The sequence below is a fragment of the Nostoc sp. genome (genome assembly GCF_036917655.1).
GTDB lineage: Bacteria > Cyanobacteriota > Cyanobacteriia > Cyanobacteriales > Nostocaceae > Nostoc.
The window spans coordinates 41,260-65,746 of sequence record NZ_JBALCY010000002.1 but is presented as its reverse complement, the minus strand read 5'-3'; the positions used below and the strand labels follow the sequence as shown (position 1 = coordinate 65,746).

Here is a 24,487-nt window from a genome sequence, read left to right as displayed (position 1 = left end):
ACAGCTTTAACCTGATTGTAATAACATTTAAAGTTAGATAATTTTAAAAGCATAGGCGTAGCCCGTCGTAGGCATCGCAGTTATCCCAAAGTTAATATATCAGCCTGATAATTAACTACCAACGGCAGAATTTTTAGCCATTCTGAACCTAACACAACTTCCGTAATTTCATCTCCTGCATAAACAGGAATTTCATAATTGTGGTTTTCCTCACGGCTTGGATTGTAAATTTACTTCAACTTTTTGTTGTCTTACAAGCTTTTACACTAAACTCTTTGACACGGAAAATATGTTAGCTACTTTCCTGATTTAAATGTTTTTCTCTTATATGTGCTGCAACTATTTTTTATCGAATATCGACAGAGTATGACTTCATTTAAAAGTATTTATATTTTAATCTAGTGTACCTCATAATAGACGCAAGTACTGTAAGATGAAAACTGACATAGAAGTAGAAGTTCAAGATATAGATCATTTAGGGCTAATAGCAGGAATTATAGATGATATAGGAATTGTGGAGATAATTGATCAAGAATTAGGAATTCATGAACAAGAGAAAGTGAGTGCGGGACAAGTAGTTAAAGCCATGATAATTAACTGTATGGGGTTTTTAACTGCGCCGCTATATTTATGTAGTGAGTTGTTTGCAGGAAAAGCGACAGAATATCTCATCGGTGAAGGAGTAAAAGCTGAATATCTAAACGATAGTAGGATAGGAAGAGTACTAGAACAACTATATGAATATGGCATAACACTGCTGTTCTTGAAAATAGCCAGTGCAATGGTAAAGCAGTGGGGAATAAAAATACCTTGTGTCCATATTGATGGGACTAGTCTATCAGTGCATGGAAAATATGTGAAATCAGAAGATGTAGAAGATAATTTACCTGAAGCAAAACAAGATATAGAAGAAGAATATTCACCAGTACCAATAACCATAACTCACGGTTACTCCCGTGACCATAGTCTGTTCATCTAGTCTTTATTGATGGAATTAAATCTTCGATTAAACTCACGGATAGACAAAAACTGATTTTGCAGTTCTTTGGTTCATCTTCTCATCAATATTATTTTTTGTCTTAAAGAACCTGCTGAATGTAGGTTTTACGATCGCCCTGCTACCCCTTGAACACTTACACTTACTCTGTGTTTTTGGGAATATGTCATTGGGTATACTTTTAACTGCTTATTTTCTCTAACTCATGAAAAAATGGGCGAACCGGGAGTAATTAAATATTAACTGTCTTAACTGTCTTAACTGTCCATTTAAGTGACTTAAACTGCTATTGCATTTTATTGATAAACCTGAGATTATCTGTTTATTAAAATAAAATTGTGAAAAACAATAAAATAAAAAGACTTCTACTTTTCATTAGGCTAAATAACTTTTATTGCCATTTATAATGTTTAACTAGCAAAAAAAATTTTGAGGGGGATTAAAATGAACGAAATCGTTAAAAAGCTTGCTGGACTGGGACTTCCTGGCGTAATTCCCGTGATTCTAGCGGTTACATCAGGAGGTAGTTCCGCCGCCGTTGCAGCTACCCTTACAGCATTAGGGGGTTTGTTTGGTATCGTCGGAGGTATAGCCCTGCTTGGTCTAATAACTGTTGCAGGAGATGCCGTAGCCTGATATGGAATAGAAGCCATTCTCAACGCTATCTATGAAGAACGAAGCAAAACTGAATCCATGACATTTCTCCTCAATGAAATTAAAGATTTACCAATTACAGAAGAGCTAAAACTCAAACTGAAAAATGAACTGAAACCAGAAAACAGTATAGCGGTTCTCGCTTAAGTGAGGTACAAGAACCCCACCCCCAACCCCCTCCCCGCAAGCGATGAGGGGACTATGATGTACCTCATGTGATCAGTAAACGCTATACTGATGCCCAAAAGGTTGAGATTCCAAAAGTAGTTGAAATCGTTGAGGAATAAATTATAACTTCTCAATAGGTAGGCGCTGGGAAAGGGCGGAGAGTTTTTATTAACTCTACTGTTACCTGATGTCAACCTACTGTTAATCAAAGAACAGTACAGTGATTGAAAAGTTTTTGGCATAAAAAAAGGAATGCTATTCGATGACACCTGCCGTTAGATATTAGAATTAGTCGAGATGAAACCGTTAAATCGATGTTTTATCATGCGGCTCAAATATACATCAGATTCTTTTGATTCCTTATTTTAAGACTGATTGAGATGCTTTTCCTATCGCATAATTTCCTTTGATTTAGAAATAATTACTGAAAATCAGTTTTATAAATACACAAGTATGAATACACAAGATTTATTAAAACACATCTCTAAGCAAAAAATTGTTATTACAGCTACGTTTACAAGTGAACCAATTGAGGATTCCCTATCGTATTGGTTCCAAGAAATAGGAATTCTTTATTCAATAGAGTTTGCTCCTTACAATCAGGTATTTCAAGAACTTCTCAATCCAGTCAGCCTTCTGACTAACAATCAAAATGGAGTCAATGTAGCTTTAGTTAGGTTTGAGGATTGGGAAGAAACTAAGAATCGTCTGCAATTAACAGTTGACGATTATCTAAAAGAAGAAATTTTTGGCGATCGCTTACGCCACACCTTACCAAATCACTTAGAAATAGCTCACCTTAACCAGTACGAAACCGAGTATCTATATCAAGAGATTTTTGGCGATCGCGTCTATTTAAAGCATGGAATTGTCTTCAATGAAGATGACTGTATAATTGATGTGGGAGCGAATATTGGTCTATTTACCTTATTTGCTCAACAAAAATCCCCAACAGGGACTATTTATGGTTTTGAACCTGCACCTCACGCTTTTGACAAATTACAAACTAACGCCAAGCTTTACTGTCAAAACACCCATCTTTTTAACTGCGGTTTAGGTGGTGAACGCAAAGAAGAAACCTTCACTTTTTATCCTCGTTCCTCAGTTTTCTCAAGTTTTGCAGCTGATACAGAGCAAGATGAAAAAGCTATTCGCTCAGTCATTATTAATATGCTGCAACGCGATAATTCCCTCGATGAAGAGTCGTTAGAACGCCTGGCTGATGAATTTCTCAAGGATAGGCTTGAACGAGAAACTTATCAAGCTCAGTTGCGAACTCTTTCAGAAATTATCGAAGAATATAAGATTGAAAAAATTGATTTACTGAAACTAGATGCTGAAAAAAGCGAGTTAGCAATTCTCCAAGGAATTAAAGATCATCACTGGTCACTGATTAAACAAATAGTTATGGAGGTGCATGACCAAGAAGGCAGTACAATTAAACACGTCATGCAACTGCTTGAAAACAAAGGCTTTCAATTTGTTGTCGATGAAGAGTCTCTCCTGCACGGTTCTGGACTGTTTAATATCTACGCCACTCGCCCCAACCTGAAGCAAAGCTCAGTATCACAGCAATTTGAAAAAAATCCAGTCCAACTAGAGCAAACCGTTAAGGATTTTGGCAGTGCTTTGAAAACAGCAACAACGCGATCGCCAAATCCTTACTTGGTCTTTATCTGTCCTCCCTCTCCAACAACAGATGCAGCAGATAACACTTTACATGAGAGAATGCAGGAACTGTTAGCAGCTGATCTCAAAGATGTTAGTGGTATGTATCTGATAAAAAGTCAAGAATTGACCAGTATCTACCCAGTAGAGGAGTACTACGACCCTTACGGAGACGAACTAGGACACATTCCCTACACGCCAACCTTTTTTTGCACTTTGGGGACAATGCTGGCGCGGAAAATCTTTGCTTTACAAAGCTCTCCTTATAAGGTTATTGCCCTTGATTGCGACCATACATTATGGAGTGGTATTTGTGGAGAGGATGGAGTTGGAGGAGTCAAAATCAATCCACCCTATAGAGCGCTCCAAGAATTTATCATCGCGCAGCAAGCAGCAGGAAAGTTGATTTGTTTGTGTAGCAAGAATGAACAAGAGGATGTATTTGCAGTCTTTGACCAACATCCAGATATGCTGATGGGTCGCCATCATCTCGTTAATTGGCGCATTAACTGGGAATCGAAATCGGAGAATCTGAAGTCTTTAGCTACCGAACTACAACTGAGTTTAGATAGCTTTATTTTCATTGATGACAATCCAATTGAGTGTGCTGAAGTTAGAGCAAACTGTCCAGAAGTGCTGACTTTACAACTTCCAGAACAACCCGATCGCATCCCGCAGTTTTTAAAGCATATTTGGGCTTTCGACGAACTCCAAACCACCCAAGAAGACCAACAAAGAACTAATCTCTATCAACAGAATGTCCAGCGCCAGCGTTTGCAACAGGATTCTTTTTCTTTTAGTGATTTCCTCGCCCAACTGAACTTAGAAATAGAGATTTCCCCGATGCAAAGCGAGCAACTTTCGCGGGTTGCTCAACTTACCCAACGCACCAATCAGTTTAACCTCACAACAATCCGCCGGTCTGAGGCTGAAATTCAACAACTTTGTAATTCAGAAAAATTAGAATGTCGGGTGGTCAAGGTTAAAGACCGCTTTGGAGATTATGGTTTAGTCGGTCTGCTGTTGTTTGAAGTTCAAGAAAATGCGCTAGTTGTAGACACCTTTTTACTCAGTTGTCGGGTACTTGGTCGGGGTGTGGAGCATAGAATGCTGTCCTATTTAGGAACTCTTGCTCAACAAAGAGGATTAGGACGAGTCGAGCTTTTCTATATACCTACCAAGAAGAATCAGCCAGCCTGGGATTTTCTTACTAGTATTGGTAGACAATTTCAGCAAGAGAAAGATGGTGGTTGGTTATTCGAGTTTCCATCTCAAACCGCATCCGAAAGTAGATTACTACTCATATCCGATATAGATGCAGTAGATAGTCAGTCTGATGGGAGCTTAGTAGAAACAGCCTCGTCAGAAGGAGATAAAATACTCATATCCGATATAGATGCAGTAGATAATCAGTCTGATGGGAGCTTAGTAGAAACAGCCTCGTCAGAAGGCAACAAAGTACTCATATCCGATATAGATGCAGTAGATAGTCAGTCTGATGGGAGCTTAGTAGAAACAGCCTCGTCAGAAGGCAATAAAGTACTCATATCCGATATAAATACAGTAGATAGTCAGTCCGATCGAAAAGCGAAATTCGGATCTGATAGATCGGCAAAAATAGCCTCTTTTGCAGACTTTTTTGAGCGCATTGCTCGGAATCTATATAGTCCCGAACTCATTCTCAAAGAGATTGCATCTCGACAACAGCGCCAACGTTCTCAGTTAGATATAGAATTTGTTGCTCCTCGCAATCCTATAGAGAAGGCGATCGCACATTTATTCGCAGAAGCCCTCAAACTAGACAGAGTGGGTATTGATGATAACTTCTTTGAACTAGGCGGCGATTCGATTCGGGGAGCGATTCTGATTAATAAACTGCAAGCGCAATTAAACGAGATTATTCATTTTGTTGTTTTATTTGATACTAAAACAGTTGCTAAACTAGCAGCTTACATAGAAGAAAACTACCCACAAGCAGGAGCAAAACTGGTTGGTAAGGAAATAAATTCAACTATTGACATACCACAAGAGCGAATCGGTGAAGCTAAAGTTTTGCAAATGCGATCATTGATTTCTCCTCTTACTCCCCCAATAGATGACGACGCAATCAAAAACCCGCCAGCTATATTTATTCTCTCGCCTCATCGTAGTGGCTCTACCTTACTGCGCGTCATTCTAGGGGGAAATCCCCAATTGTTTGCGCCTCCAGAATTGGAACTGCTGACATTTAATACACTTAGTGAACGAAAAGCAGCATTTTCTGGACGTTACAGCTTTTGGATGGAAGGGACGATTCGCACAATCATGCAAATTCGGGGGTGTAGTCCAGAAGAAGCGATCGCACTTATGGAAGAATTAGAAGCGAAAAATCTCACTACAAAGCAGTTTTACCAACTTATACAGCAATGGCTGGGCGATCAAATCTTGGTAGACAAGACCCCCTCCTACTCCATAGATTTAGAAACCCTAAAACGGGCGGAAATAAACTTCCAAAACCCACTCTACATTCACCTTGTGCGTCATCCTTATGCAACGATGCGCTCTTATGAAGAAGCTAGAGTAGAGCAAACATTTCCATATCAACATCCCTTCAATAGGCGAGAACTCGCTGAACTCGTTTGGCTAATTAGTCATCAAAATATTCTCGAATTCTTGCAACAAGTTCCCCAAGAACGCCAGTATCAAGTCAAATTTGAAGACATAGTTAGCCAACCACAGACAAGTGTTGAGGGCTTATGTCAATTTTTAGGGGTGGAGTTCCATCCTGATATGCTGCAACCATACAAAGAGAAAAAGCAGCGCATGACAGATGGAATTTATGCCCAGTCTAGAATGGTGGGGGATGTAAAATTTCACGAACATCAGGGCATTAATGCTAACACCGCAGATAGTTGGAAGCAATACTACAACACTGACTTTTTAAGTGATGTGGCTTGGCAAGTAGCAGAGTCTTTAGGATATCAAAGAAATAACCGTGCTATTGGGAAAGTTCGTCGGGGAAATCAAACAGAATCTCAGACATTCCCTCTTTCTTTCGCCCAACAACGCCTATGGGTTTTGGCACAATTGGAGCCGGACAGTCCTTTCTACAATATGTTTAAAGCTGTTCGTCTCAAGGGACGTGTGAATGTAGAAATTTTAGAACGCAGTCTCAACGAAATTATCCGCCGTCACGAAATTTTACGCACCACTTTTAGTGCTGTGGCGGGAACACCTGTACAAGTAATTGCTCCCCACGCAACCATGAAACTCTCGGTTGTAGACTTGCAACAATTGTCAGGACAAGAACAGTCAGAACAATTGCAACTTTTAGCAACCCAAGATCAATTACAACCCTTTGACCTTACCAAAGGACTGTTGCTACGAGTCACTCTGGTACAACTCAAGTCAGAGTCTTATGCTTTGTTATTGACCATGCACCACATTGTCGGTGATGGCTGGTCAATGGGAGTATTCATCAAAGAATTATCGAGTTTGTATCGAGGCTTTTTGACTGGCGAACCTTCTCCACTTCCAGAATTACCGATTCAATATGCAGATTTTACAATTTGGCAACGCCAATGGTTACAAAAAGGAACGCTCCTCCAAACCCAAATCAATTACTGGAAGCAACAGTTAGCAGCCGTACCACCTCTTTTGGAACTACCTACAGATAGGCCTCGTTCCTCTGTGCAAACTTTCCGGGGTTGGTGTTTTTCCTTCCAGCTAGATGCAAAACTGACCGCATCGCTGAAAGAACTTAGCCACAAGTCAGGAACTACCCTGTTTATGACCTTGATGGCGGCTTATGCGACTCTACTATTCCGTTACAGTGGTCAAGAAGATATTCTGTTAGGAACACCGATCGCTAGCCGTAACCAGCAAGATATAGAAGGGTTAATTGGCTTTTTTGTCAATACCTTGGTGATGCGAACTCGACTAGAAAACAATCCGAGTTTCTCAAAACTACTAATGCAAGTACGTTCTACTTGCATGGATGCCTACGCCAACCAAGACGTTCCCTTTGAGCAAATTGTCGAAGCTTTGCAAATAGAGCGTAGTCTCAGCCACAGTCCTCTATTTCAGGTGATGTTTGCATTGCAGAATGCCTCAATGGAGGAATTAGAAACGCCTGATTTAGCCATAGCACCTCTACATCTAGATAATGTTAACGCTAAGTTTGACCTAACCTTACAAATGTGGGAAAACACAGATGAAAGAAACTCCCTGCAAGGGTTTTGGCAATATAACAGCGATTTGTTTGATGAAGATAGAATCGCTCGCATGAGCAGTCATTTCCAGACATTATTAGCGGGAATTGTCGCGAATCCCCAAGAATCGGTAGGTAGATTACCATTGCTAACTGAGCGTGAACGTCATCAATTGCTAGTGGAATGGAATGATACTCACATACCATATCCCGATACGAAATGTATCCATCAAGTGTTTGAGGAACAGGTAGAACAAAACAGTAATGCGATCGCACTGGTGTATGAGGACGAGTCTCTAACATATCGAGAGTTAAACGATCGCGCCAATCAATTAGCGCACTATCTACAAAGCTTGGGAGTCAAAAAAGAAGTATTGGTAGGGATTTGCGTCGAGCGATCGCCACAGATGATTATCGCAATGCTGGCAATTCTCAAAGCAGGTGGTGCTTACCTTCCTTTAGACTCTAGCTATCCTGAAGAGCGCTTGGCTTATATGCTGAATGATTCTCAGGTATCAATACTACTGACTCAAGAACAGTTAAAAGTGCAGATACCGGAAACTAGCGCTAAAGTTGTATTTTTAGATACTTGCTGGCAAGAGCTAATTAGCAAATATAGTCAGGAAAACCTCACCAATGAGGCATCAAGTCAAAATCTAGCTTATGTAATCTATACCTCTGGCTCTACAGGAAAACCGAAAGGTATAACTGTTACTCATCAAGCTGTGAATCGGTTAGTTTGTAACACTAACTACGTAGAGTTAACAGATCATCACCGAATTGCTCAAGCCTCTAATGCAGCTTTTGACGCTGCTACCTTTGAAATTTGGGGAGCTTTGCTGCATGGAGCTAGGCTAGTAAGTATTACTAAAGAAGTCTTGCTATCGCCGCCACTACTAGCTACACAACTGCAAGAGCAGCAGATTGACTTTTTGTTTGTCACAACAGCGTTATTCAACCAGTTGGTAAGTCAAGTACCGGGAATCTTTAAAAATCTCCAAACTGTTCTATTTGGTGGAGAAGCGGTAGAACCAAACTGGGTGAGAACATTACTACAAAATCAACCTCCAAAGCGACTGCTTCACGTTTATGGGCCAACAGAAAATACTACTTTCTCTTCCTGGTATTTAGTGCAGGAAGTTCCAGAAGGCGCAACAAACTTGCCAATTGGGCAACCAATTGGTAATACACAAATCTATATTCTGGATCGTCATCTCCAACCTGTACCGATTGGTGTTCCTGGCGAACTATGTATTGGTGGTGATGGTTTAGCCAGAGGTTATCTTAACCGCCCAGATTTAACTGAGGCCAAGTTTATTCCAAATCCGTTTGAGGAGGCACAATTAACTTCTAACAAAAAGTTGTACAAAACAGGAGACTTAGCACGTTACCTACCTGACGGAAATATTGAGTTTATTGGTCGCATTGATAACCAAGTGAAAATCCGTGGCTTCCGCATCGAACTTGCAGAAATTGAGGTTGTTTTAACTCAACATTCTCAGGTAGGAGATGCCATTGTGATTGCTAGGGAAGACAAGCCTGGTGTTAAGAGTTTGGCGGCTTACGTTGTTTCAGAAGGAAAACAGCCCACTAGTACCGAGTTGCGCCTGTTCCTCAAGCAAAAGCTTCCCGACTATATGATACCTGCATCCTTCACAGTTCTAGAGGCTTTTCCCATTACGTCCAATGGTAAAGTAGACCGCCGTGCTTTACCAGTACCAGAGTTCGAGTTTAATGACTCAATCGGCTTTGTCTCCCCCCGCACTCATACTGAAAAAATCTTGCTAAAAATTTGGCAGGATGTTTTATTATTAAAACAAGTTTGTATTCATGACAACTTTTTTGAATTGGGCGGGGATTCCATTATTGGAATCCAAATTGTCGCCAGAGCTAATCAAGCTGGATTAAAACTAACTCCAAAACAGCTATTTCAGCATCAAACCATCGCTGAGTTAGCTGCTGTAGCCGTGAAAACTACCTCCAATGAGGCAGAACAGGGCTTAGTTAAGGGCATTGTTCCCCTAACACCGATTCAGCATTGGTTCTTTGAGCGGAATTTACCCGAACCCGATCACTTTAATCAATCTTTCCTGCTAGAAGTTCCGCCAAATATCCAAGCGGAATTACTAGAGCAGGCATTACAAAAGCTGGTGTACCATCATGACGCTTTACGGCTGCGGTTTGTGCAGCAAGAAGCGCAATGGCAACAGTACAACAGTGATGTGTGCGATGCAGTATCGTTGGTGATAGCTGATTTATCCAACCTGACTCAAGTAGAACAATCAAAAGCAATTGAGTTAAAGGCAGATGAAATACAGCGATCGCTAAATATAGCAGATGGGCCGCTACTACGGGTCGTTCTATTTAACTTAGGCAAATCTTCCCCTGGACGCTTGCTCATCGTCATCCATCACTTAGCTGTCGATGGGATTTCCTGGCGGATTTTGCTGGAAGATTTATCTGGAGCATACAAACAATTAGATAGTGGGAACAACATCCAACTTCCTGCAAAAACAACTTCCTTCAAAGATTGGGCAATTCGATTACAGGATTATGCAGGTACTCAAGAACTGCACTCAGAGCTAGACTACTGGCTGCACTCAAGGTCGTTCGCAGTTGCTCCTTTACCGTTGGATTCTCCTGCTATTGCGTCAGAAAACACTGTCGGTTCAAGTCAGATTGTCTCTATATCCCTGAATGCAGAACAGACTCGCACTCTGTTGCAGGATGTCCCAGTCGCCTATAACACCCAAATTAACGATGTACTCTTGACTGCATTAGTGCAAAGTTTTGCTGGATGGACAGGCTATGACTCTCTACTAATTGAATTAGAAGGTCACGGGCGGGAGGACTTGTTTGAGGATGTAGACTTGTCCCGCACAGTAGGCTGGTTTACCAGTTTATTCCCCGTTTGCTTAAAACTTGGAGGTCTTCACCATCCTGGCGAGGCTCTCAAGTCGGTCAAAGAGCAACTGCGACGCATCCCCAACCGAGGTATTGGCTATGGCATCCTGCGGTATCTGAGCATGGATGCAACCATAAACAAGCAACTTGAGCTACTCCCTCAAGCTCAGGTGAGTTTTAATTACTTGGGTCAATTCGACCAAACGCACCTAGCACCCCTTGGTTGGAAATATGCTCAAGAGTCTAGCGGTTCTATTCACAGCCTCAAAGGACAGCGCCACCATTTGTTGAATGTGAATGGATTAGTCATTGAAGGCAGATTGCAACTGGAGTGGAAATATAGCGCAGCTTTCCATTACCAAGCTACTGTAGAAAACTTGGCTAAAAACTATCTGAAAGTCTTAGAAGCTATTATCGACCACTGTATATCAAAAGAAGCAGGAGGCTATACTCCTTCAGATTTCCCTGAAGTTGGTTTAAGCCAAGAAGCGTTGGACGAACTGCTAGCAGAAATTGAATGAAGTCGTTCACAAGTCATCTCTATCAAGATAAAACTTGCCCTCACTTTGTCCATTGTTTTAAGTTTTCCACACCAAACTTATTTATTGTTTATGACAATCTCGAAAGCGACACTCACAACCACGCGTAATCCAGGGATTTTGGTTAATAAATTTGCTTCCAAAATCTCTTGCATTTCTTATCAGAGTATGCGTCGGTCTAGCAGAGTATTGAGAGAGTTTATGCTTTATTATTTTCCAATTTATAATCTCTCAATGAATGACTTTTTTCGCTTTTATCCCATCTTAGGTTTTATTGAAGCTCTGGTTTATCAAACCGATGATGAAGTTGAAAAAATTCAAGGTGAAGGCTATGCGACACTCCAACATTCTCCTTGGCAATCCAAACAAGAAATTATCTTGGCTGTTTTAGAAGAGTACGATATCAAACATTCTAAAGTTGAATTTTATATGGAGAAACTGGGAGAGTACTTTGAATTAGAAACCCAGATTTTAGCCAGTTCTCATGTTACTCACGAAATGATTAAAAAAGCGGCTGAATTACGCTCTTCTGACTATCGAGTATTGCATTGTACTTTACTCAAAATGTTAGGTCTAAATTACCAACAAGAAGAGTTAAATGAAGAATTGAAATTGATGTGGCCTCTCGAAGTTGTCAATGACATTGAAGACGATTTGATGTTTTACTCAGACGATGTAGCCGCTAAACATTATAATACATACAGAATGTTTGTAAAAGTTTACGGAGAGAAAGCTCCTTATTATATAAAAAAAGAGTTAGAATTTTATGAAAGTCTGTTTTATAAACAGTTAAGAAGATTTTCAGAAATTAAACGAGAATCTTTCAGCAAACCTTGGAATGCTTATCGTCTAGACCATCCAGTACCAGTTATTCCCGAACCGATTTTAGAAGATTAATATTTTAAGTATTGCTAATAACCAATTGTTAGTTATTAATTGACATCTGCCATTGGTTATTAGCAGCTTATTAACTAAGCGAAACTAAATACATAAAAGGAATCAAGTTATGTATTCAAATAGCAATTCGCAAATCCTGGCAACCTACAGTACATTGTTTAGTAAAAGCGTAAGGGTAGGATGGTGGAAGAACAGCGTGGTGTAACAATATGGTTAACTGGTTTGAGTGGTGCTGGCAAAACCACCATCTGCCAATTTTTGGAGACAGAACTGCGATCGCAAGGTTATAAAATTGAGGTACTAGACGGTGATGTAGTTCGCCAAAACTTAAGTCAGGGGTTAACTTTCAGCAAACAGGATCGAGACGAAAATATTCGGCGAATTGGTTTTGTAGCTCACCTGCTAACTAGAAATAATGTTATTGTACTGGTTTCAGTCATATCGCCATATCGGGCAATCCGACAAGAAGTTAAAGAGCGTATTGGAGATTTTATTGAAGTATACGTCAATGCACCATTAGAAGTTTGTGAACAGCGAGATGTCAAAGGTTTATATAAAAAAGCTAGAGCTGGTGAAATCAAAAATTTCACTGGAATTGATGATTTATATGAAGTACCTCTGAAACCTGATGTTGAATGTAAAACTAATGAAGAAACTATTGCCCAAAGCGCAAATAAAATTTTAAATAAGCTAAAAAAGTTAGGATACACCAATTATCTATCGATGCCACAATTTCAAAATAATTACTCGCAGATATCATGAAAAGTAGGAAAAATTGAAATGACTTTAATAAAAGAAAAGGAACTATGTAAACTTTTTGTTGAAGTAGGAGGACAGCAATACTTCCTTGCTGCTACAGGTACTAACTTTGCTAAAAAGGATGAAGTAGCATGGAATAATTTTGTCAGGATTTTATTGTCAGCAAAGGGCGACCATGCTGTTGAAACAGCTTATAAATATCTTGTACATGCAGTTTTTGAATATAATAAACGTAATAATACAGAAGTCAATATCAAAACTGTTTATAATTATTTTGCCGCTAAAATTATTCGTTCAATCTTTGTTGAACCATCGGAACTAGAGAAGAACTGGTATTTCATTTGTCGCGCGGCAGAAATTCCCCAGGCTGGAGATTTTGTTACTGTTCAAATTTTTCAGGAACCTTTGGTAGCTGTGCGCCAAGCAGACGGAACGGTTCGCGTTTTTCTCAATGTCTGCACTCATCGCCAAGCACCAGTGTTTCAAGGTCACGGTTGTGTTGTAGGCGTAGATAAACCGACTCTTTGCCCTTATCATGGATGGGCTTATAGCATAGGTGGTGATTGCAAGAATGCACCAGGGGCAAATAGAGGCGAGTTTGGTGCTGATTTTAACCTGGAAAATTACAGTTTGCAGCAGTTTGAGGTCAAGATTGATGAGAATCAAGGGGTTTTTGCCAAGCTCTCAGAAAATAATCAACATCAGCTAGAATCACAACTTGAAAACCAGCAAAATATCGGGGTAGAAATTACCAATCTACTTAATTCTGTGAGTCCAGGCTATGCAGAGGGGGAAACCGCCACACTTCCAGAACAAATCCGCCTTTGGTTGAGAATTGGTTATTTAGAAGAAAATATAAAACAACTCATTGTAGAGATTACCTCAGAAGGAAGAAGCGATAGTTGCCAATTAATATTGCAATCATTGATTGCGGAACTCAAACACGTTATCCTGACTGTTGATAGTGATGGGTCAACCCCAGAACTGGATGAAGTGCTGCAACGAGTTTACAGCAGTGACGAGCAAGGGCAGTTGATTGAAAAGTCTATTGAGTATCCTAAAATTGATACTGATGGCATAAAATATTCCGAATCATCTGAAAGAAGACAAGCATTGCCAATCTGGATTTATGGCGATGCAGCATTGTTTGCTCTCGAAGTTGAGCATTTAATTAAACCAACCTGGCAATTTGTTTGCCATATCAATGAAGTTCCGCAACCGGGTAACTTCACTTGGCTGGATATTGTCGGTGAACGAGCCTACGTCATTCGCACTGCTAGCGGTGAATTGTTCGCTGGCAAACTTCAGGATGTTACACAACGAGGGAATTATCCGAAATTTGGTTTACCAAACTACGGTTTAGAACCTATTGATATTGACAGTTTTTATGGATTTATTTTCATTCGCTTTACTTGGGAAGGTTCAAGATTAGCTGATACTTGGTATTTACCTGGATTATTGGAACCATACCAACTTGAAGATATGCAACCCATTGGTGGAGTCGGTCGGTATGACATTAGTGTGGAGGTAGATTACAAACTGCTGTGGGAAAATTTCTTAGAAGATTACCACTTTCCCATGATGCACAAAGGTTTAACCCGTCGGTTTGGAGTTTCGAGTGATTGTGAAGGCATCAACGGCATGATTATTCCCATGCGCGATCCGGCTTCACCCAGCTTAACCCCAATGGAGCGACAATATTATGATTGCGCCAAAGCGATCGCTCGACATTCTTGGGAGCGTGAACAAGAATTACAAGATTTTGCTGCTGAAAACGATTCTTTGCCCGAAACGCTGTGTTACTCAGCTTTCTGCTCAATGTCAGCGCAAGAAGAAATCCCAATGCCTTTTTCTTTGAGCGTATTTCCCGAACACGTCCAAACTTTTTCGTTAGTTCCCGCAGGGCCAAGAGAGTGCCGTTTTCACGTTCGCAGTTACGGACATACCCTCAACCCAGATGACACCAACAGTAAAACCATTGAAGAAGCGCGAAGAGTGAATATCCTGCTTCTTTTGGAATCGTTACACGAAGATATTCGCGTTAACTACATCTGTCAAGATAGCGTTTCATCGCGGCTGTTCGACAAAATCGGAGTCTTTAGTATTGCCGAGTTTGATGTTGCTAAATTTCAGGAGGCTATTTACACAAAACTACCAATAACCCGTCGTCAACGAAAACCATTATGACCAAAAACTAAAAGGATACAAGCCCGAATGGCACTAAGATAAGCCCAAAGCCTTGTGTTGCCTCGTTCCCAGCCTCCAGGCTGGGAATGTATTCCAAGAGGCTCTGCCTCTCGTCAAGAAAGAGGAGGCAGCCCTCCCAGGATGGGTTCCCAGCCTTCAGGCTAGGAACCAGTCAGGGCAAGGGTTATATCTTAACTTAGTGCCATTCGATACAAGCCCCATTATTTATGGGAATCATTAATTTTGAATTCGGAGCAAAGCGACGTGACTACCACTGTCCCATCAGTCAATACTGTAACTGAAATTGAGACTCGTAAAGCTGACCATCTACGTGTTTGTTTAGAAGAAGATGTCCAGTTTCAGGACGTAACTACTGGATTTGAGCGCTATCGCTTTACTCATGATTGTCTACCTGAAATCAACCGCAGTGATATCAATCTGCAAACAACCTTTTTAGGCAAAAATCTCGGCGCTCCCCTGCTGATTTCTTCTATGACAGGGGGAACTAAATTAGCGCAGCTAGTCAATACTCGTTTAGCAATTGTTGCTCAACGCTACCGATTAGCAATGGGAGTAGGTTCGCAACGCATTATCATTGAACAACCTCGTTTAGCTCCTACCTTTGCTGTGCGCTCTTTTGCTCCTGACATTCTGTTGTTAGCGAACTTAGGAGCTGTGCAACTAAATTATGGATGTGGGCTTGATGATTGCTTGCGTCTTGTAAATTCCCTGGAAGCGGATGCACTAATTTTGCATCTTAACCCCCTGCAAGAATGCGTGCAATCAAAAGGAGATACAAATTTTCGGGGGCTGTTAACTAAAATTGCCCAACTTTGTCAGCAACTACCCGTTCCGGTTGTTGTCAAAGAAGTAGGAAATGGAATTTCTGGAGCGATCGCCCAAAAGTTAATCGATGCGGGAGTTGCAGCCATTGATGTCGCTGGAGCAGGTGGAACTTCCTGGGCAAAAGTAGAAAGCCAACGCGCCGCACACAACAAGCAGCGCCGTTTGGGACAAACTTTTGCTGATTGGGGTTTACCAACCGCAGAGTGTCTTAACTCCATCCGAGTCATCGCGCCGACAATTCCCTTGATTGCTTCTGGTGGGTTACTTAACGGATTGGATGTCGCCAAAGCGATCGCTTTAGGAGCCGATATAGGAGGTTTAGCCCGACCTTTTTTAGAAGCAGCCGTCAAATCAGAAGCTGCCGTTGATGAGTTAGTCGAAGTTCTGATTGCTGAACTCGAAACAGCTTTATTTTGTACTGGCAATGCCACCTTAGCAGAACTAAGAAGTTCTGGGGCATTGCAACGGATCTAAATGAGTAGCAAACATAACATGAAACTAGATGACTGCAATCAACCCACGCCAAACGCCCTCCACATTCGGGGCATAATTGCGATCGCGATCGTCAGTCTAATATGGGCGACAACCTTCCCACTGACTAAAGATGCAGTCACTAGCTTTTCGCCATCTGTACTTACCGCCAGCCGTTTCACCGTTGCAGCCGCGATATTTACCCCGTGCTTACGCTCATTAAACACTCAGATATTACGCGATGGCACAGTTTTAGGACTTCTCCTCTTTGCTTGTTTTGCCTTCCAAGCGATCGGGCTAGAAACTGCCAATGCTAACCGGGGAGGCTTCATTTTCAGCCTTAATGCGATCATCATACCTCTCTTGGCAGCGTTATTCGGTCAGCCCTTGCTGATTAAAACTATACTCGCTGCTGGAGTTGCTCTTACAGGCATCGGTATTATGTGCTGGGAAAATGGCTCTTTAGGCATAGGTGATTTGTTGTTGTTTGCTGAAACCTTCATTTACGGAGTTTATATGTTGGTACTTCAGGAAACTGCACAACGCCACTCAACCCTATCCCTGACTGCCATCCAACTGTGGATTGTAGCAGTGTTAAGTGCAGTCTGGGCAGCGCCAGAGATGGTTGGGCAATTTGAGACTTTAAGGAATAACTATGTTATTATCCTCTACCTCGGTCTGGTAGGGACTGCTGGTACTATCTGGTTAGAAACAATAGGCCAGCAATGGATTTCAGCAACTGAAGCTGCGCTATTGTGTACCATCGATCCGGTACTCACATCCGTTTTTTCTTTTTGGCTACTCGGTGAAAAGTTTGGAGTACGCGGTTTTATTGGCACAGTTCTGGTACTAATTGCATTGATTTTGAGTCAAATTAAGTCTGAGTATATAGATAAAAAATTAATATTTGGCACAGAAGATATTTAAAAATTAGTAATTTTAACTTTCTTTTTTATCCTATCCAACTTTGTTAAAACTATGCTAACGTTTTCGATTGAATTTAGACCTCCTATTCCTCCTGCAAAAAATTTGATTATAGGCACATTAGGGCCTAGTGGTACTAGTAGTGACTATGCTTCTAGCTATATAGTCAAACAATTAGAGTCAGAAGAAGTGACTGGAAAAATTCAGTTATTTGATGGCTTTCCAGATGTCAAAGAAGCTTTGCTGCAAGACAAGATTGATCTAGCTCTAGTTCCTCATGCTTACCAAATGATTAATGAGTTTTATATGGAGCCAAGTTTTGATTTAGGTTTCATTTTTATCTATCCAACTCCAGTTTATGGATTGGCTAAGAAAAAAAATACAGAGGTAGTTTTTAAAGGAGCGAGACTTGTTACTCATCCCGCACCCTTACCTTTGTTATCGAGACTCTTACCAGACTCCCAAGACCTATCAGAAATTCAGGTTGATTTGTCTCCTTCTACTAGCGATGCAGCAATTCAAGTTCAACAGGGTTTAGCTACTCTGGCTATTACTAATAAAAATGCTGTTGACGCTTATGATTTGGAGTTTATTTCTACTTATGGGAAAATTCCTATGAGCTGGTCAATTTTTTATAAAAAATTAGCAGAAAGTCATGTCTAGATTTTTTCCAACTCCCAAAACTACAAAAATTAATTCAGATGTAGAATTAATAGCTTATGAATGCCAAGATACGCTCGTTCAATTAGTATATCTTGCTCCTGGAGCTACTTTTGCACTACACGAACATCTAGAAAGTCAGATGGGGATGATAATTTCTGGTCGTTTAGAAATGAACGTCAACGGAACCAAAGAAATTATTGAACCAATGCAACAAGCTTACATTGCCAATGCTTATGTTCCTCACGGTTCTGTAAATATTTTTCCAGAAACAGCAATAGTATTCGATGTAAAACGAATCATAACTTCCTTACCATCAGAAAAAACTGACGAAGTGTTTCTCAAGGTATCGCCTAAAAAAGATGAAATTACTGGTTTCTCATGCCAATCTATTGTTGCTTCTTGGTTTGAGATTGTGATTATCGAAATTCCGCCAAGAGGAATTATCCCAATGCAACAATCTGCTAGCGAACAAATGGGAATAATCCTGAATGGTCAGTTGATGATGTCTGTGGAAGATGAACACCAGGAACTAGAATATGGTAGTATTTATTATGCTCCATCTGATGTCTTTTATGGAGGATATAATTCCTCTGATGAAGCAGTTTCTTTGGTTGAAATTTTGATTCCACCTCGCTCTCATTTATCTTACCAAAAAGCTTCTTTTAATGAAATAACTGCGCGATCGCTCACTGCTTCCTAAAGGAATATTCATCATGGATTTAGGATTAACACAGAAAGTAGCTTTAGTGACAGGAGCAAGTGCTGGCATTGGTTATAGCGTTGCTCAAAAGCTGGCAGCAGAAGGTTGTCAGTTAATAATTTGTGGGAGAAATTCTGAGCGTTTAGAACAAGCTTATCAAGGTTTGGTTAGTTCCCAAGCAAAAGTTATCCCCATTCTTGCTGATGTTCAAAACCCAAGTGATTCTCAAAAATTAGTACAAGAAGCTCTCACCCAATTTGGCAAAATTGATATCTTGGTCAATAATTCTCAGGGGGCTACATTTTCTAATGAAGCAGTAGAAAATCTATCTGATGAAGATTGGTTAACTGTCTTTGAAGGCAAGTTAATGGGCTATATTCGCATGACGAATCTGGTACTACCGACAATGAAAAATCAGCAATGGGGGCGCATTATCAATATTGTTGGCACATCAGGAAAAGAACCTTCTAGTCGTCTTGTTAAATCGGGAGTAGGCAATGCTGCATTAATCAACTTTACTAAAACTGTTGCCACAGAAGTTGCTAAGTGGAATGTTTTAGTTAACTGCGTCAATCCTGGTCTGATTGATACTCCAAGGCATAGAGAATATTTAGAAGTATTCGCCCAAAAGGAAGACCGAAATATTGAGGCGATTATAGAAGGAATAGATAACACCATTCCTATCGGTCGTCGTGGTCTTTCTAGTGAAGTTGCCAATTTAGTGGCTTTTTTAAGTTCAGAATGCGCTAGTTATATAACAGGTGTAACTATTTCAGTAGATGGCGGTTTGTCTACGGCAGCTTTTTAAGTAATTTAGCGAAATTGCATTTTTCTGTCTGTGGTTAATTTTAAAAAAAATATAACAATGATAGCTATACAAAATCAAAATAAAGCTAAAGATATTGAAGCCATCTACCCCCTTTCGCCAATGCAGCAGGGGATGTTATTTCATACGCTCTATCAGCCAGAATCAAGAATATACTTTGAGCAGTTTCGCTTTACTCTTTATGGCGATTTAAACAAGAATGCGTTTGAGCAAGCTTGGCAACAAGTGGTTCAAAGACACTCGGCTTTACGCACACTCTTTGTTTGGAAGAACCGCAAACAGCCAGTCCAAGTAGTACGTAAACAAGTTAATTTACCTTGGCTTAACAAAGACTTGCGTTTGCTCTCATTTGAGGAACAGCAAACACAAATTATTTCTTTCTTAAACACAGATAAAGAGCAAAGCTTTGAACTTGACAAAGCTCCCTTGATGCGGTTTATTTTATTTCGGTTAGCAGATGAGACTTATCATTTTATTTGGAGCTTTCATCATATATTGCTTGATGGTTGGAGCTGGCCGATTATCTTCAAAGAAATCTTTGCTTTTTACGATTCTATAAATAACAATCAACAATTATATTTAACTCCAACTCGCCCTTACCGAGACTACATTAATTGGTTGCAGCAGCAAGACTTATCTAGTGCTGAGGAATTTTGGCGGCGAACTCTTGAGGGTTTTACTGTTTCTACCCCTTTGGTTGTGGAACAAGCAGTAGGGCAGATTGCTCACCAGCAAACTAGTTATATTCGACACCAACATCTATCAGCCGAAGCAACTGCTACCTTAAAATCTTTTGCTCAACAACATCACCTCACCGTTTCTACCTTAGTTCAGGCAGCTTGGGCGTTGTTACTGAGTCGCTACAGTGGTGAGTCTGATGTGGTGTTTGGGGCTACAGTGTCCGGTCGTCCTCATAACTTATCTGGTGTAGAGTCGATAGTGGGGTTGTTTATTAATACCCTACCTGTACGGATAAAAATCCCTGAAACAGCTAATTTATTGCCTTGGCTAGTGCAATTGCAACAAGAGCATATAGAACGAGAGCAGTATTCATACACCTCACTGGTAGATATTCAAGGTGTGAGTGAGATTCCGAGGAATCAACCTTTGTTTGAAAGCATTGTTGTGTTTGAAAATTACCCTGTCAACGCAACACTGCAAGCGCTTCCAGGAAATTTGAGAATAGGCGATCGCCAAGCCCTCGGAGAAACAAATTATCCTTTAACGGTGGTGGCTATTCCCGGTGATGAACTGGTAATCAAAATCAACTACGATCGCGATGCCTTTGATGCAGATACCATTGACCGAATGATTGGTCATTTGCTCATGCTGTTACAGGGTATTACTACTAATTCTCATCGCAGTGTAGGCGAACTTCCGCTACTTACACAAGCAGAACAAGATTTACAGTTAGTCGAATGGAATGCTACTCAAGCCGCTAATCCCATCCATGATTGCATCCATCAATTATTTGAGCAGCACGTTGAAAAAACACCCGAATCTGTGGCGGTGGTGTATGACAATCAACAATTGACCTACCGACAGTTAAATCAACGTGCCAATAAATTAGCTCATCATCTGCAAAGCTTGGGTATCAAACCAGATGCACCTGTGGGGATTTGTCTGGAACGTTCTTTAGAAGCAGCAGTTGCTATATTAGCAACCCTGAAAGCTGGCGGTGCTTGCGTTCCCCTTGACCCCACTTATCCCCCGGAGCGTTTAGCATTTATGCTAGCGGATACTGGTGCAAGCATTGTCTTAACTCAAGCTAGTTTAAAGCCATTACTGGAGAAGGATTTCCACCACCATCTAATTTTGGTGGATGAGAGATGGGATGCGATCGCCAAAGAATCTGATATCAATCTTCAGACAGATACAGAAGCAGATAATTTAGCGTATGTAATTTATACTTCTGGGTCTACAGGAACTCCTAAAGGTACGCTTGTCCCTCATAGATCGCTCACCAATTTAATCGAACATCATCAAGCAAAGATGGCTACAGGCGTGGGTGTGCTTCAGTTTGCTTCCCTTAGTTTTGATGTCAGCTATCACGAAATTTTTGCTGCATGGGGTTTGGGTGGCACACTATATATGATTGGCGAAAGCGATCGCAAGGATTTAGATAAATTAATTCAGTTACTTGCTCAAGAACCAATTGCCAAGGTTTTCCTTCCTGTTACCCTCTGGCAACAATTAGCAGAAATATACGGAGACGAAGAACATTTATTTCAGAACATTAGAGAAGCGATCGCCTGTGGCGAACAACTCCAGATTACTCAACCAATGATTAAGCTGTTTCAACGTTTGGAGAATTGTAGACTCTATAATTTCTATGGGCCCACAGAAGCCGATTTAGTTACAGCTTATACCTTTAGTAACCAGCCAGAAGAATGGCCAATTTATCCACCAATTGGGAAGTCTGCCGTCAACGTGCAAGTTTATCTATTAGACCGCAATCTCCAGCCCGTGCCAATTGGTGTTCCTGGGGAACTCTACGTTAGTGGTGATGGTTTGGCTCGTGGCTACCTCAACCGCCCAGATTTGACAGAGCAAAAATTTGTCCCAAATCCGTTTTACAATTCAAAATTCAAAATTCAAAATTCAAAATTATATAAGACTGGAGATTTGGCACGTTACCTCAGTGATGGCAACATTGAATTTTTAGGACGCATCGACGATTTAGTAAAAGTTCGGGGCTTTCGGGTTGAACTTGGTGAAGTTGAAGCGGTTTTGAGCAAACATCCCCAAATCAACCAAGCAGTGGCTAAAGTGTTTGGGCAAAGTGCTAGGGAAAAATATTTAGTCGCTTACTTCGTACTAATTCAAGGACAAACTGTTACCGTCGAACAGTTGCGTACTTTTCTCCAAGACCAGTTGCCAGACTACATGATTCCATCGGCTTTTGTACAGATGGAATCGTTTCCCCTGACTTCCAACGGTAAAGTCAACCGTCGCATTTTACCAGAACCGACGACCAGCAGACCAGAATTAGCTCAAACTTTTGTTGCACCGCGCACACCAACCGAAGAAATTTTGGCAGGTATCTGGAGGGATGTTTTAGGGTTAGAACAAGTTGGAATTTACGACAACTTCTTTAATTTGGGAGGACATTCATTACTTGCTACTCAGGTTATCTCTTTGACACGTAAAGCATTTAAGGTAGAATTGCCTCTGCGAAGTTTATTTGAATCTCCAGCGATCGCAACATTAGCTAGAACAGTTGAGACAGCAACTAAGCAAGAACTTGCGCCAGATATTATACCATTTAAAGTCGGGCGATCGCCGGATGTAGTACTGCCAATCTCCTTAACTCAGCTAGAGTTTTGGTTTTTCGAGCAATTCTATCCCGGCAATCCTGTTTACAACCTGCCGCTAGTTTATCGCGTGACAGGTTCGCTGGATGTGAAAGCGTTAGAGCAGAGTTTAAGAGAAATTGTACGACGACATGAAACCTTCCGAAGTACCTTTAAGGTGGAAAACGGACAAGTAGTTTATACAATTTCCCCTGAACCTGTATTTGACTTCGCAGTAGTAGACTCACAAAACATCCCTGAAACAGAAGCGAAACGACAAGCTGAGAAGGAGATTAAACAGCCTTTTGATTTGGCGCGGGGGCCGTTATTACGGAGTAAACTTTGGCGTTTGAGTGAAACTGAGCATTTGCTTGTAGTCACAACGCACCATATTGTCGCCGATGGTTGGTCTTTTAGCGTGTTGACTCAAGAAATGGCAACCCTTTACGAAGCTTTTTCTCAGAGTAAGCGATTCTCCCTGAACGAGTTACCCATCCAATATGCAGACTTTGCACATTGGCAAAGACAATTATTGCAGGGACAAACCTTAGAATCACAGATGCAATTCTGGAAACAACATTTAGGTGTTAATCCTCCAGTCTTAAAACTACCAACCGATTATCCACGCCCAGCCGTGCGAACCTTCACAGGTGCGCGTCATCCGTTGGTGATTTCTTCAGACTTAACCAAAGCACTCAAAACCTTGAGTCAGCAGGAAGGCGTAACCTTATTTATGACCTTGTTAGCAGCACTCAAAACATTACTTTTCTGCTACACAGGACAACCAGACATTATTGTGAGTACAACAGTTGCCAATCGTACCCGTCCCGAAACAGAAGGACTGATTGGTTTCTTTGTCCATTTACTGCCATTCTGCACCAACTTAGAAGGCAATCCCAGCTTCCGGGAACTATTGCGGCGGGTGCGAGAAGTGGCTTTAGGAGTGTATGCACATCAGGAAATGCCTTTCATCAAACTACTAGAAGAACTGCAACCAGTTCGAGACTCTAGTTACACACTGTTAGCTCAGGTGATGTTTGTTTTCCAAAACACTCCAGAAGATGATTTAAAACTAGCAAATTTGACTTTAAAGGAGGAATTTATTGCCACAGATACCAAAGACACAGCCGAATTTGATTTAAATCTCACACTCCAAGAAACAACAGAGGGAATTGAAGGCGCTTTAGTCTACAGAACCGATTTGTTTACACCTGCTAGCATCGCCAGAATGGTAACAGTCTTTCAAAATTTACTTGAATATCTAGTTACTAATCCTGAGCAACGTCTTAGTGAACTTCCCTTTTTAAATGAAGGGGAAAATTTACCAATTCAAAATAACAAATTACCAATAGCGAATAACTTTCAGAATGAATTTACTGAACCCAGTAACTCTATTGAAGAAACCATATTAGCTATTTGGCAAGAAGTTTTAGGGTTAGAACATATCAGTACACAAGATAACTTCTTTGACCTTGGAGGACATTCTGCACTAGTTCTACAACTTACATGCAAATTACAGAAAGCTTGGCAAATAGAGCTACCCTTAGTTTCCCTATTTGAAAAATCTACCATTGTCCAGCAGGCAGAAACTATCCAAAATTTAATAAAACGAACCGCCCAGACACAGAGAAAAGGAGTAACTACATAACCCAATACTGCTCGGTTAAGAAAATTTGTAGGTTGGGTTGAACGAAGTGAAACCCAACAAAACCCTGGAAATGTTGGGTTTCGTTCCTCAACCCAACCTACTAAATTTAAGCTTTTTGAGCTTAACCGAGCAGTATTGCTACATAACTCAACAG

11 protein-coding genes and 2 pseudogenes are annotated in these 24,487 nt (G+C 40.8%); 12 read left to right on the top strand and 1 reads right to left on the bottom strand.

The annotated features are described in order from the left end of the window. Positions 1-80 precede the first annotated feature (80 nt). Positions 81-209 (bottom strand): annotated as a pseudogene (locus V7K30_RS00965) (aspartyl protease); the annotation flags it as partial. Between the two features lie 224 nt (positions 210-433). Between V7K30_RS00965 and V7K30_RS00960 the strand changes: the two are divergent. The 12 genes and pseudogenes from V7K30_RS00960 (at position 434) to V7K30_RS00905 (ending at position 24,333) form a co-directional block, all read left to right on the top strand. After that, positions 434-979, top strand: a complete 546-nt coding sequence (locus V7K30_RS00960; protein ID WP_334996233.1) for a DUF4277 domain-containing protein — start codon at positions 434-436, stop codon at positions 977-979. Positions 980-1,441: 462 nt separating this feature from the next. Continuing rightward, positions 1,442-1,798, top strand: a pseudogene (locus V7K30_RS00955) (hypothetical protein). 474 nt (positions 1,799-2,272) lie between these two features. Next, on the top strand, positions 2,273-11,101 hold the full coding sequence (locus V7K30_RS00950; protein WP_334996231.1) for an amino acid adenylation domain-containing protein: 8,829 nt from the start codon (positions 2,273-2,275) through the stop codon (positions 11,099-11,101). A gap of 219 nt (positions 11,102-11,320) precedes the next feature. After that, on the top strand, positions 11,321-12,016 hold the full coding sequence (locus V7K30_RS00945) for a hypothetical protein (RefSeq protein ID WP_334867601.1): 696 nt from the start codon (positions 11,321-11,323) through the stop codon (positions 12,014-12,016). Between the two features lie 180 nt (positions 12,017-12,196). Next, positions 12,197-12,778, top strand: a complete 582-nt coding sequence (gene cysC / locus V7K30_RS00940; protein WP_334996229.1) for an adenylyl-sulfate kinase — start codon at positions 12,197-12,199, stop codon at positions 12,776-12,778. 18 nt (positions 12,779-12,796) lie between these two features. Beyond that, entirely contained in the window at positions 12,797-14,962 is a 2,166-nt protein-coding gene (locus V7K30_RS00935) for a Rieske 2Fe-2S domain-containing protein (protein WP_334996227.1), read from the top strand. Positions 14,963-15,226: 264 nt separating this feature from the next. Next, complete coding sequence (gene fni, locus V7K30_RS00930; protein ID WP_334996225.1) at positions 15,227-16,282, top strand: type 2 isopentenyl-diphosphate Delta-isomerase; 1,056 nt, start codon at positions 15,227-15,229, stop codon at positions 16,280-16,282. Between the two features lie 18 nt (positions 16,283-16,300). Continuing rightward, on the top strand, positions 16,301-17,206 hold the full coding sequence (locus V7K30_RS00925; protein ID WP_334996223.1) for a DMT family transporter: 906 nt from the start codon (positions 16,301-16,303) through the stop codon (positions 17,204-17,206). Between the two features lie 51 nt (positions 17,207-17,257). Continuing rightward, positions 17,258-17,866, top strand: a complete 609-nt coding sequence (locus V7K30_RS00920) for a LysR family transcriptional regulator (RefSeq protein WP_334996222.1) — start codon at positions 17,258-17,260, stop codon at positions 17,864-17,866. Then, positions 17,859-18,566 (top strand): cupin domain-containing protein, encoded by a 708-nt coding sequence (locus V7K30_RS00915; protein WP_334996220.1) that lies wholly within the window; start codon positions 17,859-17,861, stop codon positions 18,564-18,566. Before V7K30_RS00920 ends, V7K30_RS00915 begins: the two co-directional genes overlap by 8 nt. 13 nt (positions 18,567-18,579) lie before the next feature. Then, the gene (locus V7K30_RS00910) at positions 18,580-19,374 is read left to right on the top strand and encodes an SDR family oxidoreductase (protein ID WP_334996218.1); all 795 of its coding nucleotides are present in this window, start codon (positions 18,580-18,582) and stop codon (positions 19,372-19,374) included. A 57-nt stretch (positions 19,375-19,431) separates the two neighbouring features. Further along, positions 19,432-24,333, top strand: coding sequence for an amino acid adenylation domain-containing protein (locus tag V7K30_RS00905; protein WP_334996216.1), 4,902 nt, complete (start codon positions 19,432-19,434; stop codon positions 24,331-24,333). The last annotated feature ends 154 nt before the right edge of the window (positions 24,334-24,487 follow it).